Annotated in this window: 12 protein-coding genes; 6 read left to right on the top strand and 6 right to left on the bottom strand. The window is 42.7% G+C overall.

The window, feature by feature from the left end:
- Positions 1-47 precede the first annotated feature (47 nt).
- A complete protein-coding gene (locus tag ACO1B7_RS07735; RefSeq protein ID WP_423090003.1) occupies positions 48-1,370 on the bottom strand; it encodes a GGDEF domain-containing protein in 1,323 nt (440 codons plus the stop codon).
- 504 nt (positions 1,371-1,874) lie between these two features.
- On the opposite strand from ACO1B7_RS07735, the gene ACO1B7_RS07740 reads away from it, so the two are divergent.
- Both ACO1B7_RS07740 and ACO1B7_RS07745 read left to right on the top strand, forming a co-directional pair.
- Positions 1,875-2,822: a pirin family protein gene (locus tag ACO1B7_RS07740; RefSeq protein ID WP_312328662.1), complete on the top strand. Its 948-nt coding sequence runs from the start codon at positions 1,875-1,877 to the stop codon at positions 2,820-2,822.
- 160 nt (positions 2,823-2,982) lie between these two features.
- Positions 2,983-3,633 (top strand): glutathione S-transferase family protein, encoded by a 651-nt coding sequence (locus ACO1B7_RS07745; protein WP_005264641.1) that lies wholly within the window; start codon positions 2,983-2,985, stop codon positions 3,631-3,633.
- A gap of 46 nt (positions 3,634-3,679) precedes the next feature.
- Here the strand turns inward: ACO1B7_RS07745 and phoR are convergent, their stop codons facing one another.
- The 3 genes from phoR to ACO1B7_RS07760 all read right to left on the bottom strand — a co-directional run bounded on the left by phoR (position 3,680) and on the right by ACO1B7_RS07760 (position 6,701).
- Positions 3,680-5,038: a phosphate regulon sensor histidine kinase PhoR gene (gene phoR, locus ACO1B7_RS07750; RefSeq protein WP_005264642.1), complete on the bottom strand. Its 1,359-nt coding sequence runs from the start codon at positions 5,036-5,038 to the stop codon at positions 3,680-3,682.
- Positions 5,039-5,063: 25 nt separating this feature from the next.
- The gene (gene phoB / locus ACO1B7_RS07755; RefSeq protein ID WP_004280972.1) at positions 5,064-5,774 is read right to left on the bottom strand and encodes a phosphate regulon transcriptional regulator PhoB; all 711 of its coding nucleotides are present in this window, start codon (positions 5,772-5,774) and stop codon (positions 5,064-5,066) included.
- A gap of 249 nt (positions 5,775-6,023) precedes the next feature.
- Positions 6,024-6,701: a TetR/AcrR family transcriptional regulator gene (locus ACO1B7_RS07760; RefSeq protein WP_005264643.1), complete on the bottom strand. Its 678-nt coding sequence runs from the start codon at positions 6,699-6,701 to the stop codon at positions 6,024-6,026.
- 223 nt (positions 6,702-6,924) lie between these two features.
- On the opposite strand from ACO1B7_RS07760, the gene ACO1B7_RS07765 reads away from it, so the two are divergent.
- Entirely contained in the window at positions 6,925-7,773 is an 849-nt protein-coding gene (locus ACO1B7_RS07765) for an SDR family NAD(P)-dependent oxidoreductase (protein ID WP_423090004.1), read from the top strand.
- 113 nt (positions 7,774-7,886) lie between these two features.
- Here ACO1B7_RS07765 and ACO1B7_RS07770 read toward each other — a convergent pair whose 3' ends face one another.
- Together ACO1B7_RS07770 and ACO1B7_RS07775 are read right to left on the bottom strand one after the other, a co-directional pair.
- The gene (locus tag ACO1B7_RS07770; protein WP_423090005.1) at positions 7,887-9,251 is read right to left on the bottom strand and encodes an MATE family efflux transporter; all 1,365 of its coding nucleotides are present in this window, start codon (positions 9,249-9,251) and stop codon (positions 7,887-7,889) included.
- Positions 9,252-9,379: 128 nt separating this feature from the next.
- Positions 9,380-10,534 carry a methionine aminotransferase gene (locus ACO1B7_RS07775; RefSeq protein WP_034435675.1) on the bottom strand — a complete coding sequence of 385 codons (1,155 nt, stop codon included), beginning with the start codon at positions 10,532-10,534 and terminating at the stop codon, positions 9,380-9,382.
- Positions 10,535-10,780: 246 nt separating this feature from the next.
- On the opposite strand from ACO1B7_RS07775, the gene ACO1B7_RS07780 reads away from it, so the two are divergent.
- The 3 genes from ACO1B7_RS07780 to ACO1B7_RS07790 are packed head-to-tail and all read left to right on the top strand — an operon-like array spanning position 10,781 to position 15,592.
- Positions 10,781-13,642 carry a type VI secretion system Vgr family protein gene (locus ACO1B7_RS07780; RefSeq protein WP_423090006.1) on the top strand — a complete coding sequence of 954 codons (2,862 nt, stop codon included), beginning with the start codon at positions 10,781-10,783 and terminating at the stop codon, positions 13,640-13,642.
- Positions 13,642-15,210, top strand: a complete 1,569-nt coding sequence (locus ACO1B7_RS07785) for a pesticin C-terminus-like muramidase (RefSeq protein WP_423090007.1) — start codon at positions 13,642-13,644, stop codon at positions 15,208-15,210. The genes ACO1B7_RS07780 and ACO1B7_RS07785 overlap by 1 nt, the downstream gene beginning before the upstream one ends.
- The gene (locus tag ACO1B7_RS07790) at positions 15,194-15,592 is read left to right on the top strand and encodes a lysozyme inhibitor LprI family protein (RefSeq protein WP_423090008.1); all 399 of its coding nucleotides are present in this window, start codon (positions 15,194-15,196) and stop codon (positions 15,590-15,592) included. The genes ACO1B7_RS07785 and ACO1B7_RS07790 overlap by 17 nt, the downstream gene beginning before the upstream one ends.
- Positions 15,593-15,632 lie beyond the last annotated feature (40 nt).

The raw sequence follows: 15,632 nt of genomic DNA on the forward strand, positions 1-15,632 counted from the left end.
GCATTCTAAGGATCATCCTAGCTTAAGAACAGACTAATAATTCAGCTTTAATTCGCTGTTGACTGAGCTGGTTGAGTGCCTGGCTTAAATACATTCCAGGGATTTTCTGTTACTGGCTTGGGCTTATTCAGCATATCCGGATGATAGACTTCAATCCGGTTTCGGCCAGACTTCTTGGCCTGATACAAGGCAATATCGGCCTGTTTGATCAGATCTTCCAGAGTCTGGGTATGGGATTCCAGTTCTGCTACACCGATCGAAATGGTGAACTGGATGGCATGATTGGGTTCGACATAAATGTACTGCTTTTGAATTGCACAACGAATTCGTTCTGCAATCACCCAGCTGTCTTGCAGCTGAGTATCTTCTAGGAGGGCGATAAATTCCTCCCCACCAAAACGTGCCAGTACATCGCTATGCCGCATTTCTTTACGGGTCACTTCAGCAATCAGTTGTAGTACCCGATCACCAACATCATGCCCATAGCTATCATTAATATTTTTAAAATGATCCACATCAAACATCAGCAGGCAGCTACTGGCATGTTTAGGCCATTGATGAATAGAGCGTTCAGCCATATCGACAAAATGGCGACGGTTGTAGAGCTGGGTCAAATCATCGGTATGTGCCAGATTCTTTAAGGTTTGATAGTTCCATTCATCAAGTAGGGAGCGCAGAAAAGAACGCCGTATATTCAGAATATTATTCCAGTTAATATAAATGCTAAAAAACCAGAGTGGACTAAAGACCACACTAAAAATAAAGGCTTGAGAAGCACTCATGAACTGGGATATCCCAAGCATGATAAATAGGGCAATCAAGATGGAGCAATAGACTGCGACTTTAAACTGGGTCTGCACACAGAGATTGGCGATGAGAATAAAGATCGCAGAGGCATAAATATAGATGGCAACATGGGGACTGGTTGAAAGCGCGAGTAAGCCAATCCAGGCCGCTGCAGCTACAGTGGTGCCTATCGGCAAGATTCTGTCCAGAATCTGAATATTTTTATGTTTTTTAAACAGGTAATAACAGCAAAACATCGCGCCCAGAACCAGAACGACACGCATCAGACCAGAAATAAAAAACATGTCTGGAATAATCAGAATATCGGCAAAGAAATACAGTAAAAAGGCAATTTGTGCCAGATAGTTAATTTGACGCAAGTTATGATGACTATGCGTATAAACATAATCATGAAAATACTGCTGAAACGGGGCAGGAATACGGGCATGAGGATCTGTCAGCGCCTGTTCAATCAGCTGACGGTTCTGCAGATCACATTCAGATAATTTCAGTGATTTATCGGTCGTCGAATTTTGAAAAGATACATTCGCCGTTGAATATATATTCTCATTCTGAGCAGACATGTCCTGGTCCAGTATTATTTTTATAGGTGCCTATTATGCCGTGATTGAGTAAAAAATAACCTCCCAAAAATTGGGTATCCGGGAAGTTTTTAAAGCTAAAACGTAACAAAATTTGTGTTTTGTAAAATTGAAAATGATTGAAATACATGAATAATCGTCTTATTCATGGGGGTCTTTGGATGTTGTTGATTCGTTTCACGTGAAACATGGATGAATGATATTCTTGGGGCTTCAGTTTATTTAAACTCATAACGCCATGTGCCTAAATCATAATTGTGTTGCTAAAACTCAAGTTTGGGGGCTTTGCATACAAATCTCATCAGCCTTTCAGGATTTAAATTGATGGGACTAGTGAGGCGTTTTATACGTATCTAAATATTTCCAGGGATAGATTTTGCTTATAGACCCTGTACATTGTCCTGAATAGAAAGGCATCTTGAATCGGTCAAATGCATGTCTCACCCACTCAAAAAGTAGAATGAAAATGCCGAGGTAAGCTCAGCCATGTCGAATAATAGTGATATTGAACTGTCGAATTCCGATGATTGTGAAAAGTATGTGAATCAGTTTATTCAGGAGTTTCCTTTGCGTCGTGCAGAAATCGGGCAGGGTACCGTGATTAAACGCGCCTTGCCGAGCCGGCATAAGCGCATGATTGGTGCCTGGTGTTTTCTGGATCATGCGGGTCCGGCCATTTTCCCGCAAGGAGATGGTCTGGATATTGGTCCTCATCCACACATTGGTCTGCAGACCTTTACCTGGATGATCGAAGGCAGCATGATGCACAATGACAGTCTGGGAAATCAGCAATTGATTCGTCCCAAGCAGGTCAATCTGATGACCTCGGGCTATGGCATTTCACATACCGAAGTCTCTCCCGAGAGTGAAACGCATATGCATGCAGCGCAGTTATGGATTGCCTTGCCGGATGACAAGATCAATATGGCACCGGGTTTTGAACATTATCCTGAATTGCCGGTCATAAATGAGCAAGGCATTGAGTTTACTGTGCTGGTCGGAGAATATTTAAAAACGAGATCACCAGTTAAAGTGCATAGCGAACTGCTCGGAGTAGATCTGTATGCAGCTCAAAGTACCAGTGCGCGCTTGCCGCTGAATCCGAAATTTGAATATGGCTTTATGGTGCTTGAAGGGACGGCCAGCATTAATGGGCATGAACTGACTGAAGATAATATGCTGATCCTGGAGCCGGGGTTGCAGCAAGTCAATGCTGAAATTCATACCGGGAGCCGGGTGCTATTGATTGGTGGGGAACCATTTGAAAGCCCGATTTTACTGTGGTGGAATCTGGTTGGGCGTACGACAGAGGAACTTAAAATTGCGCGGGAACAATGGATTGAAGGTCATGAACGTTTTGGTTCCATTCCTGCCTATGATGGGCCACGTTTAGAAGCGCCTGCATTTCCAGACCAGATGCGTGCTTCCCGATAAATGCTAAAAATGATGGGAATATGGAGCGCTGTCTGAGTTGAACTCAAATAGTGAATCTACAACATAGGATACATATCATTACAGTCATCAAAAAATGAGCTAGAGTCTGCTGCTTTTTGCTATGCTCGAAAAGTAAGAACAATAAAATCATGAGTCTAATATGCGTGTTTTACATCATCTCGAACAATCACGATCATTTCGTATCCTGTGGGCCATGGAAGAATTAGGACTGGATTACGAGGTTAAATACTATAAACGTCAACCCAACCTTTCTGCGCCACCGGCCTTAAAACAGATCCATCCGTTGGGTAAGGCTCCGATTCTGGTCGATCAGTCGCAGGTACTGGCAGAATCTGCGGCGATCCTGGAATATTTGCAGGAAACTTATGATGAACAGCAGCAGTTTCGCCCAGAAGATATTGCCGACAAGGCCCAGTACCGTTACTGGATGCATTATGCGGAAGGCTCGTTGATGCCGCTGCTGGTAATGCAACTGGTGATGACCACTGTACCAAAACATACCCCGTTGCTGATTCGGCCGGTGGCCAAGAAAATCTGCGATGGAGTGAAGAAACAGTTTGTGCAGAGCCGTTTAAAAGATCATATCCAGTTTCTGGAAAGCTATTTGAGTGAGCATGATTATTTTGCCGGTCATTTCAGTTTTGCCGATATTCAGATGAGTTTTCCTTTGGAGGCCATGCAAAGCCGGACGGGTCAAAGCTATCCAGCGATTCAAGCCTATCTGAAACGGGTCTCGCAACGTGCTGCTTATGCGCATGCACTGTCCAAAGAAAAACAGATCAGCTTTTAAACGCTTAAAAGAAAAGGTGCCGATGGCACCTTTTTTGAGGGTTATCTTATTCTGGAAAGCTGAGACGCTCTTTGGGGAAAACTACCTTAAATGTGGAACCTTGGTTTTCCTTGGACTCAATTTCTAGATGTGCCTGATGTTGCATCAGCACATGTTTAACAATTGCCAATCCCAAACCGGTACCACCAGTCCGGCGGCTACGGTCTGAATCGATGCGGTAAAAACGCTCGGTCAGACGTGGCAGATGTTTGGGATCAATACCGATGCCGTTATCTTGCACCACAAAATAGGCAGATTCGCCATCATCATGCCAGCCGATGGTGATGGTGCCGCCTTTAGGCGTATACTTGATGGCATTGGTAATCAGGTTGCTAAAAGCGCTAGCCAGTTCCATATCTGAACCGATCAGATCGCAATGACTGTCAATGTCCAGATTCAGGGTATGACCATAATCAATATTATAGGCCTGGGCATCATCGAATAGCTGGTTCATCAGACTCGGCATTTCAATGATCTGGTTTTTGGCAATATTCTTATCATTTTCCAGACGTGACAGCAGCAGCAGGTCGTTGACCAGTGCATTCATGCGTCGGGTTTGCGACTGCATTTGATCAAAAGCGCGTTTCCAGCGTGGATTGATATCTTCCTGATCGGTAAAGGTTTCAATATAGCCACTGAGTACGGTCAAAGGAGTGCGCAGTTCATGGGAAATATTGTCGACGAAATCCTTTCGCATCTGTTCCAGATTGTGCATCCGGGTCACATCATAAGCGACCAGTACCCGACTTTCTCCGCCAAAACGGGTCATTTTAACCTGCACATAGTGGTCTTCAAACAGCGAAGAACGCATTTTCAGGCCGTCGGGAGATTCATCAATATGGTGATAGTATTCGATAAAGCTCGGTTGGCGTAACAAGGTCAGGATATTACGGCGACGGTCATCACTGGAGATTCCGAGCAGACGTTCAGCCGCCGGATTCCACCATTCAATCTGCTGGTTTTCATCAAGCAGCACCACAGCTTCTTGCAAGGCCACCAGCGAAGATTGTGCACGATCAATCAGTTCGACCATTTCCGCCTGAACAATCCGTTCCTGACGTTGGGCGCGATAAACATTGAAAAGTAGCGCACCCCAAATCCCGCCAATATTCGGTGGAACATCATAAGGGCGATTGGAAATCCATTCATTGACCAGATATAAGGAACGCATTTGGGTCGCAAAGAATGCCACGAAGGCAATTACGATACAAATCCAGAAATACCCAATCCCAAAACCGATAAAGCTGGCGATAATTAGGAAAAAAGCCAGTAGGCGTAAATCCTGCTTCGCAAAATCCCATAAACTGCTGTAACGGATTCTTTTGTGTTCGCGTGCCAGTTCGGGGACAGGGTAGGGTTCATACATAAAACAAGATTTACCTTAAAAGATATTAACCTAAAGCGACATCTGAACGGGTCGAAAAGCGATAGCCTGTTCCGCGAACGGTCTGTACAAAACGGTCTACACCATAAGGTTCCAGCACTTTACGCAAACGGCGGATATGCACGTCGATGGTCCGGTCTTCAATATAAACGTTACCGCCCCACACCTGATCCAGCAATTGCGCACGGGTATAGGCACGTTCCGGATGGGTCATAAAGAATGCCAGCAAACGGTATTCAGTCGGCCCCATTTCCAGAATGTTATTGCCAAAATTCACCCGCTGGCTGACCGGATCCAGAATCAGACCATTGGCATCAATGGTTTTTTCACCGCTCAGGGCATTGGCGCGGCGAAGCACCGCCTTAATCCGGGAGACCAGTTCCCTAGTCGAGAATGGCTTGGTCATGTAGTCATCGGCACCGGCATCCAGACCTTGTACCTTATGGTCTTCTTCACCGCGCGCTGTGAGCATGATCACTGGAATTTCCGAGAGGCTTTCATCACGTTTCAGACGACGACACAGATCTACACCGCTGACACCACCCGGCATCATCCAGTCCAGCAAAATCAGTGCCGGACGCTGATCCACAATCATCTGATGCGCCTGCTTGGCATCTTCTGCCTGTAAGCACTGAAAACCGGCCATATCCAGAGAGGTATGGATCATTTCCCGAATCGGGAGCTCGTCATCGACGATTAATATGTAGTCATCTTTCACAACGCAATACCCTATTTCATGTAAACGGTGAACCGTTTTATATTTATGACAGGCTTATTACAAAGACTAATTATGACAGTATCATTGCAGAAAGGGAAAAACTGCTGAAATTCGAAAAGATTTGTGACAAATATAGCGCGGAAACTTGTTAAAAAATCATAAATTAATTTTACTCATTTTCGTAGTACAGCATAAAGATTTCATTTACTACAGAAGAGATAGAAATCTATTAAACACATGATTTAACATCTATTTTTTCTCTGAATATGACTCGAGCAGCGCCAAAAAAACCACACTACAAGACGATAAAACTTCCTCAAGCGAATGCTTAAAACCGCTCATCACCCAACGAATAGCAATTTGGGTGACATAGCCATTCAAACCGGTCGAAACCAGGGAAATTTCCTGCTCACTGCGATTTAATTGCGGCATCATCAACATGACAAAGGCATGAATCATGCGGTCGAAACGTGACATGGTTTCATGAATAGTGGCCTGATTATGCAGTTCCTGCACCAGCATGGCATCAATATAAATGATCCTGGCCATACGTGGATTGTCACGCAGGGTAGTGAGCAAAGCGGTCAGACCCGCCTCGATCATTTTTTTTGGATCGGTGGAGGCCTGCATCATGGCCTGCATGACATTCTGTTGCAGCTCATCAATCAGTTTTAAGAAAATGGTCTGAAACAGATGTTCGCTTTTCTTGAAAGATTCGTAAAAATAACGTTCGGTCAGCTTGGCTTCATTGCAGATATCTTTGACCGTAACTGAAAAAAAGCCGTGACGGCCATAGGCTTCAATCCCCGCTTCGATCAGCTTTTCACGACGTGCCTGCTGCCTTTCAGCCATCGACAGGCCTTTAAACTGACGTTCCTTGCTCTTGGAGGGGCGTGATTTTGCTGCTGAGTCGGTTGAATCAGTCATAAGGCCTATGTGCTCATCTGCATGAAGATTTTGAATATCTTAGCAATAAATCACGCTTAGACCTATATGGAAATGCTGCCCTGAAATTTGGCCTTTAAAGATAGGGGATAATTATTGACAATCCATATTGTCAAAACTATATTGAGGATCTGTGCTAACTCCTGAAACAACAGAACAAGATCCTGCTGTCATGGAATGGCAGTTCTTTACATAAGGAAATTGAATGAAAAATTTTAACAATAAAGTCGCTGCGATTACCGGTGCCGGTTCAGGTATTGGCCAGCAACTGGCAGTATTACTGGCTCAGCAGGGTTGTCATTTGGCCCTCAGTGATATCAATGAACAGAGTTTGGCACAAACGCTCGAATTGCTTAAAGAGAGTGATGTCCGTGTCACCATTCAGAAAGTAAATGTGGCTGAACTGGAACAGGTGCGTAACTGGGCGGCACAGGTCGAACAGGATCATGGCAGTATCAATATGATCTTTAACAATGCCGGCGTTGCACTGGGTTCAACCGTTGAAGGGGCATCTTATGAAGAGCTGGAATGGATCGTCGGAATCAATTTCTGGGGCGTGGTTTACGGTACCAAAGAATTCCTGCCATTGATCAAGAAAACTGGCGATGGTCATGTCATCAATATTTCCAGCCTGTTTGGTTTAACAGCTCAGCCGACCCAGTCTGCTTATAATGCGACCAAGTTTGCAGTACGTGGTTTTACTGAATCCCTGCGTCAGGAACTGGACATGGAAAATTGCGGAGTCAGTGCGCTCTGTGTGCATCCGGGCGGGATCCGTACCAACATTGCCAATGCAGCAAAAATGAATAACAGCCTGCTGACTTTAGGTATGAATCCGGAAAAATCGGCCCGTAATTTTAATAAATTATTGCGTTGTCCACCTGCAGAAGCCGCTCGTCAAATTCTGGAGGCGGTACAAAAAGACAAACGCCGTCTGCTGATTGGTAATGATGCCAAAGCGATTGACCTAATTCAGCGAATCTTGCCGACCGGTTATCAGCATGTCACTGCACTGGCGACCCAGTTTGGCAAAAAGAAGAAAAAATCTGCTTAAAAAATTGCAGAACAGACCCGCGAAAGCGGGTTTTTTATCGCTGTAATAGGGTCTATTTTTTGCGACTAAGAGTGTTAGCTACTGTAATACTTCTAGGTACATAAAACCTGCATCTAAATCAACGCTTCAACCGTTTTTTTCTTCCAGACCAACTGGTAATACAGTCCCTGCAAAATACACAGGCTGACAAAGGCCAACGCGTAGGCATACCAGATACCTTCCAGACCCCACCACCGGCTAAACAGATAAGCGGCGGGAACTTCAATACAGAGAATGGCAAAAATATTAATCAGCATTGGCATGGTCACCGTTCCACTTGAACGCATGATCGAAGCAAAAATGGCACTGGCACCAAAGAACAGAATCGACCACAGCACAATAAACAGCAGTTGTTGTCCCAGTACTACAACCTTAGGATCGGTAATAAACAGCGCCATCAGATATTTGGAGAACAGGTAGGCCAGAATCACCAGACCGCCGGTAAACAGGATATTCATACTCAGCGCAGTCCGGGTCACTTTATTGAGCAGATCCGATTTACCTGCGCCAATCGCTTGCGCACCAAATACAGATGCGGCAATTGCAATCGACAAAGCCGGAAATTGAATATAATTTAAGACCTGATTGACTGCACCATAGGCCGCTGTTGCTTCTGCGCCATAGCGGTTGACCAGTCCGACAATTACCAGTCCGGCAACTGAAGTCGTGACCATTTGCACACCAGTAGGAATCCCCAGTTTCAAGATCATTCTGCTCAACTGTGGTTGATGACGAATATTTTTTAATAAGGCCCAGTCCAGCTTGAGCGGATGTTGCCTATAGTTCAAATACAGGATTAAAAACAACAGAACCGCCAGATTTCCCAGAATGGTGGCAATCGCCGGTGAGATAATGCCCATTTTAGGAAAGCCAAAATAACCAGCAATTAGTACTGGTGTCACCACCAAACCCACCCCAATGGTAAGTGCGGAAGCGAACAGGGGCGTGGTACTGTCGCCAACGCCGCGCAAAATCGAGGTATAAATAATATAGATAAAAATTAAGGGACTACCCGCTAGCATCCATTGCACATAGGGCAAGGATAAATGCATCACATCCGGATCTGTGCCAAGCGCCAAGAGAATATTCTCAGCAAAAATTACCCCAAAAAGTGCAATCAAGCTGCCGCCAATCAAGGTCATAAATAAAGTTGAACCGACCACACAGCGCACTTTTTCTATATTTTTCCCGCCCCAAGCCTGGCCAATCAATACGGTAGAGCCGGCCGATAAACCAATCACAAAGGCCATCAGACAAAACAGGATCGGGAAAAAAACGGCAACAGCAGCAATCGCATTCACTCCGAGCATTTGTCCCACAAAAACCGTATTGATCGTGCCGGAGAGACTTTGCAGGATATTGGTCGCAATTAATGGCAACAGAAATACCAGAAAGGCTTTCCATAAATTCTGTTGATGAATCAGTGAGTGCTGTGCCATGCGACATCCTGTGATTGAATTATCATCTATTTGTTGATGCAGCTATTATTCGGCAGAATATAAGAAAAAGCCTTAGCTTTTAAGTAACTAAGGCATTTATTTTATGAGATTTTTAGTTAAAAAATGAGTTAAACCTTTGAAAGAATTTGACCTGCCTGGATCAATGTTTGTTCTTTTTTTGCAAAGCAAAACCTGAGCAAGCGTAAATCTGTAGGAGGATGCTGGTAGAACGCAGAGACTGGAATCGCGACAATCCCATGTTGTTCTGCCAGAAAATGGCACATGGATAAATCATCGAGCTCAGGCCGAATCTCTGAATAATCTAAGTTCTGGAAATAAGTCCCTTGAGAAGGTGTCCATTTAAAGCGTGACGTTTCAATGGATGAGTTAAATAAATCCCGTTTGTTTTGATAGAAAGAGGACAGTTCAGGTATATGCTCAGGATGCAGTTGCATATATTCCGCCAAGGCAACCTGAACGGGCGTCACACCACAGAAACTGGCAAACTGATAAATCTGTCTGAACATTTTCATCAGTGCGGGTGCAGCAATACAAAATCCGGTTTTCCAGCCAGTGACATGGAAGGTTTTACCAAAAGAACCAATCACAAAACTCCGCTCACGAAGTTCTGGAAATGACCAGGCCGAATAGTGCTGAACGCCGTCAAAAACCAGATGTTCGTAGACTTCATCGGACAGCACCACAATATTGCGCTCGCGAATCAGCTCGATCAGTTGCTGCCAGTCTGCCTTGGACCAGACACTACCACTCGGATTATGTGGAGTATTTACCACAATCATGCGGGTACGGTCATTAATGGTATCTTTGACCTGATTCCAGTCCACAGAAAAATCAGGATGCTGCAAAGCAATATGCACTGGCTTTGCCCCGACCAGTTGTACCGCAGGGCCATAACTGTCATAGCTCGGGTCGAAAATAATTACTTCTTCACCGGCGCGCACTGTGGCCTGAATGGCACAAAAAATCGCAATCGTGGCCCCAGGCGTAATCGTGATTTCCTCGAAAGGATCAATCATCAGTTGATCACGCTGCTGATAGAGATCTGCCACTAGACCTCGCAAGACTGGCAGACCATCTCCCGGAGCGTACTGGTTAAATCCATTCTGGCTAGCCCGGTTTAAAGCTTCAATCAAGGCAGGAGGCGCTGCAAAGTCTGGAAATCCTTGAGAAAGATTCAAGGCTCCGAGTTTTTGTGCCAAGGCCGACATGGTACTAAAAATAGTCACGCCCAAATCGGGTAATTTAGAAGGGAGTTCCAGCATGTCCTTGGCCTTGAAGAATGAGATCTGAATGAGTGTAGCAGCAAGTTCCGTATAGGATAATCGGAAAAATAGGGAATATTGAGCAATATTTTTAATTAAGATGTACCACATGCAATTTAAGATTTTTAATTGAAGGGCTATAAATTAAAGGCCTAATTATGTGAAATGCATCGTGAACTGGACGAAATGGATAACTTTTCCTAAAATCTGCCGCACAATAATAAAGCTTAAAATTATAATTATAAAATGCCAAAACCTATCCATATGCTGGTGGAGCAGCTCGGGCTTAAGCGACAGCATCGTGCGCTACATTTACAGTTTTCACATCCTCCTTTAAATCATCAGGTTTTGATTCAGCGTATTGAGGGTCAGCATCAGATCAATCAAGGCCTGCAGGCTGAACTGATCTGTCTTTCCACTCATGCTCATATTGCCTTGAAACAGTTTATCGGCTGTCGGGTGGCCATTGATCAGGTCACAGACCGGGGTGAACTTTTCCGGACTACGGGCATTATTACTGCAGCCAGTCAAGGACAGAATGATGGAGCTTTGACCCTGTATAAATTGACGCTAAATGATCCGACTGCACTCTGGCAGAAGCGCCGTAACAGTCGGGTTTTTATGAATAAGACGGTGCGCGAGATCAGTGAAATCCTGTTCAGTGAATGGCAAAGCAGAAGTGCATTATTCGCGGCCAGTTTCAGCCTGGATTTGACAGGACTCAGCCGGGACTATGATGTCCGGCCTTTTGTGATGCAATCTAATGAATCGGATTATGATTTTCTGACCCGTTTATGGCGTAGCGAAGGAATTAACTGGCTGATCGATGAAAAGCAATTAACTGTGCCTGTATCAGCCAGCGAGATTCAAGATCAGCTTTTAAAACTGGTAGATCATTCCCAATATTTTTCAGCTTTAAAACGCCGCTCCATCCGGTTTCATCGCAGTCATGCCACCGAACAGCTCGACACGCTGAACAGTCTGATTGCGGTACGTCAGCTCAATCCGAATAGTACCCAGACCCAGCGTTGGCATGCCCAGCAACTTGCCCAGGATCAAAGCCAGCCTTTATTCAGTAATCATCAGCAAAGTGATATCCATGCAAATGCCACTCTTCAGCTTGAAGATGCGTGGAACATCAGTCCGGCTTGGACCGGCGACTTAAATCATGAGGATCAGGTGACAGCATCTGGTATAGCCCAACTGGATCGACTCAATCAGCAGCTCAGTGACTATCATGCTTTGCAGTCTAAATATTTTAAAGCCAGTAGCAGCGTACGAGATGCTCAGGTTGGATACTGGTTTGAACTGCAACAGCATCCTGAAATTGATCAGCATCCTGCCCATCAACGTGAATTTCTGATTTTAGCTAAGCGGTTTTATAACCAGAACAATTTACCCAAAGATATCTTATCTCAGCTGGACAGTTTGCTTGAGAAGAGCGGCTGGCAGATGACACAGGAGGAACGACAGGCCAATGAACTACAGATGGTGCGCCGTGAAATCCAGGTTGTTCCTGAGTACCACCCCTTCATTCATCGGCCTGCTGCATATCCGCAACGGGCTCGAGTGGTCGGACCTGAAGGTGAAACGATTCATGTCGATGCATGGGGGCGGGTGAAAGTTCGTTTTCTGTTTACCCGGAGTGAGGATCATCAGCATGATGGCGGCGCAGGTAGCAATGACAATGATAGCGATTCTGCTTGGGTGGATGTTTTGACCCCTTGGGCGGGTGAGGGTTATGGCATCAGGTTGCATCCGCGAATTGGCGAAATTGTAGTGATTGACTTCTTTGAAGGTGATATCGACCGGCCATTTGTGGTGGGACGGATTCATGAAGCAGAACGGTATCCGACCATGTTTGATGCGAAAGGAGAACTTCCTGCGACCAAAAAACTTAGTGGTATCCGTTCTCAGGAGGTCGATGGCGAAGGTTTTAACCAGCTTCGTTTTGATGATACCCCTGAACAGATCAGTGTACAGCTGCAAAGTAGTCATGCAGCCAGTCAGCTCAATCTGGGAAATCTAAGTCACCCCAAAGAAAGTGAAAGCAGTGAAGGTCGAGGTGAAGGTTTTGAACTAAGGACAGACCAGTGGGGTGCCCTACGAGCAGGAAACGGCTTGCTGATTTCCACTTATCGACAAGATTCAGCAGCAGGCAATCACCTAGAGGCTGACCCAGCCAAAGAACAGCTTGAATCGAATCTCAATCATAGTAAAGCCTTGAGTGATATTGCAGAAAAACAGCAGGCTGATCCATTGGAATTTTTTGATAGTTTAAAACAGTTTCTGAATCAGATTGAAGCTGAAGACCGGGGCAAAGCTACTGCATTTAAACAGGCGGTGATGCTGTTAACCGCACCCCAATCGATTGCACTGAGCACAAAGGAAAATATCCATTTATCCGCTGATCAGCAAATCAATCAGAGTGCCGGGGACAATATTCATTTTTCCACACAGAAATCTTTAGTTGCTCATGCACAGGACCGGATCAGTTTGTTCGCTGCTCAAGAAGGCGTAAGTGTCTATGCAGCTCAAGGCAAAATTGAAATACAAGCCCAAGATGATGCAATTGAAGCGATTGCCCGCAAGGTAATCAAGCTTATTTCGACTGAAGACAAGATCGAAATCACCAGTCCGAAGGAGATCGTACTGACCGCTGGAGGGTCTCAAATTAAGATCAATGGTGGTGGAGTAATGGTCACAACTGGTGGGAAATTTGAGTGTAAGGCAGGGCAGCATCTGTTTACGAAAGGTCAAAATATTATTGAACAAAAAATAAATCTTCCAAAAATGAAAACATTATTCAGTAATAAAATTAACTATCAGTGGACTAACCAGTCTGCAGGAGAAAAAGAAATTTTTATTCTAAATAAGTTGGATGGGAACTTAATTAAAACTAAGAAGTCTGTATTAAATGAAAATAATCAATTAAGTACTTTAAGATTCTATACCTCTCAACCCACAGATTTCGTGGCTTTAGGATTTAATTCTTTACAAACTCATCTCATTCAAGACTTAGATAATGAAAGTATTGATGAACTATTGAATGAGATAGAAGAAAGGGATTTAGAGGATGATGTATATACTGAAGAGGATGTCGAATGATGAGCAATTTAGTTACCATAACATCAAAAATTTATGATGCTTCAGGAAAATATGTCATTAATTTAAAAGTTAAATCACGCTATAAAGGTTCATCGAGAGAAAATACAAATAAAACAGATAAAGATGGTTTATTTATATTTCAGGGTTCACCAAATCGAACTGTGGAAATTTTAGCTAAGCCACCTAATGTGGAAGATTATATCGTTATTAAAACGATTGATTCTTCAATCATTTCTTCTAGAAAGAATCCTGTAAAAGTATCCTTGCCTAAAAGTATAGAGGAGTATCATAAAGAAAAAGTGATGCTTACTACAAAAGGTATAGTTACGACTTTATTTAAAATAATAGACTGCAATGAGAAAATATTAACGAGTTTCCCGGTAAAATCTCGCCCTAAAGGAAAACAAAGTTCATTTGAACGTCATACCAATGAGCAAGGCATTGTAGAGGTGGTATCTTCACCTAATCGAGATATTGAAATTCTAGTTTTGACTTCAAATGATGAGTTTGCTCTAAAAGGTGCTGTTAACTCTGAGCATGGCTCTCAAATACCAAAAATAATTAAACTAGATGAACCCTATGAAAACTTTAAAAGTGAATCAAATATCCAACTTCTAGATAGAGAAGGAAATAGTTATATCGTTGAAAATACAAAGATCGAAATACTTTATTTGGGAAATAAGATAACAAAAATTTCAAATACCTCTAATGAGAAATTTTCATTTCCAAGTATGATTGGGGAAAAAATACAGATCACGGTATTTAAACCTGATGGTAATCCCTTGGAACCGAAAACTCATGTGGTAAAAAGGATTAAAGAAGATTCCATAAAATTGAAATTAGATGTAGATATTATTAAGGGTGGTACCGAACAGAATAAGCCGACCCTAGATAAGAATATAGAGAAACTCTGTACAGCAGAATGTATCGTAGAAACATATACTTTTGAAACTTCTTTAGGAACAATGGTTATTTCAAAAGAATCTCTTGATTCAATTTTAAAATGGGAGAAATACGAATCTAAACCTTATGTACCTAGTAAGGGAAAAGATGGTAAAAGTGGTGTAACATTAGGATATGGTTACGATTTAGGACATCAAAGTCTTGAGCAAATTAAAAAGGATTTAAATTTTTATTATACTTCGAGTCAAATTCAACGTTTATTAAAAGCTCAAGGAAAAAGAGGTTTGGCAGCACAAGCATTAGTAAACAGCCTTTCTGATATTATTATAAATAAAGATAAAGCTTATCAGATGGTGATGATAGTAAAAAAAAGGTATGCGGAGGATACATTAAAAGTTTATCCAGATATTTTAAAATATCATCCTCATTGCCAAGGAGCTATTTTATCGCTTGTATATAACAGATATATAGGTTTGAAAGGAGATCGTCGTAAAGAAATGAAAGAAATTCAAGATGATCTTAAAAAGAATGGAAAAAAGGTTCCTTTATTCTTAAGAAGTATGAAACGACTATGGACTACAAAAGCTAATAGAGGATTACAGGCTAGACGGGAAGATGAAGCAAAAATTTTTGAAAAAGGATTAAAATGTGAATGCTATAAGTAAACTTTTTATTCTGAATATTTTATTTATTTCTTTAAACTCTTATGCAGTGTCTCCTGAAGACTTTTTATATCAGGATGCTTTGAAAATACAGTGTAAAGAAGGAAGTCCTATGCAAGAGGATTTAATGTATTGTGTTTCAATAAGTTATTTAGAGTCAGATAAAAAATTAAATATAGAATATAGAAAAAGAATGAAAATATTAAAAGGAATCAAAAAAGAAAAATTACTAGCGAGTCAAAGATTGTGGTTAAAGAATAGAAAAAATAAATGTAACTCTGAATATGCAGCTGCAGAGGAAGGGCGTGAAGCACCGATTTATTTAATAGATTGTTATGCTCAAGAAAATTATCAAAGAGTTAGATTTATAAAAAATTATAAATAATTTAAAAATAGAAAAGCAGCTATTTTTAGCTGCTTTTTTC

This window comes from Acinetobacter lwoffii (assembly GCF_049367455.1).
GTDB lineage: Bacteria > Pseudomonadota > Gammaproteobacteria > Pseudomonadales > Moraxellaceae > Acinetobacter > Acinetobacter lwoffii_W.

Coding starts and splice junctions, on each gene's coding strand:
- ACO1B7_RS07735 (WP_423090003.1), bottom strand. CDS start 1,370: ATGTCTGCTCAGAATGAGAATATATATTCAACGGCGAATGTATCTTTT.
- ACO1B7_RS07740 (WP_312328662.1), top strand. CDS start 1,875: ATGTCGAATAATAGTGATATTGAACTGTCGAATTCCGATGATTGTGAA.
- ACO1B7_RS07745 (WP_005264641.1), top strand. CDS start 2,983: ATGCGTGTTTTACATCATCTCGAACAATCACGATCATTTCGTATCCTG.
- phoR (WP_005264642.1), bottom strand. CDS start 5,038: ATGTATGAACCCTACCCTGTCCCCGAACTGGCACGCGAACACAAAAGA.
- ACO1B7_RS07760 (WP_005264643.1), bottom strand. CDS start 6,701: ATGACTGATTCAACCGACTCAGCAGCAAAATCACGCCCCTCCAAGAGC.
- ACO1B7_RS07765 (WP_423090004.1), top strand. CDS start 6,925: ATGAAAAATTTTAACAATAAAGTCGCTGCGATTACCGGTGCCGGTTCA.
- ACO1B7_RS07770 (WP_423090005.1), bottom strand. CDS start 9,251: ATGGCACAGCACTCACTGATTCATCAACAGAATTTATGGAAAGCCTTT.
- ACO1B7_RS07775 (WP_034435675.1), bottom strand. CDS start 10,534: ATGCTGGAACTCCCTTCTAAATTACCCGATTTGGGCGTGACTATTTTT.
- ACO1B7_RS07780 (WP_423090006.1), top strand. CDS start 10,781: ATGCCAAAACCTATCCATATGCTGGTGGAGCAGCTCGGGCTTAAGCGA.
- ACO1B7_RS07785 (WP_423090007.1), top strand. CDS start 13,642: ATGAGCAATTTAGTTACCATAACATCAAAAATTTATGATGCTTCAGGA.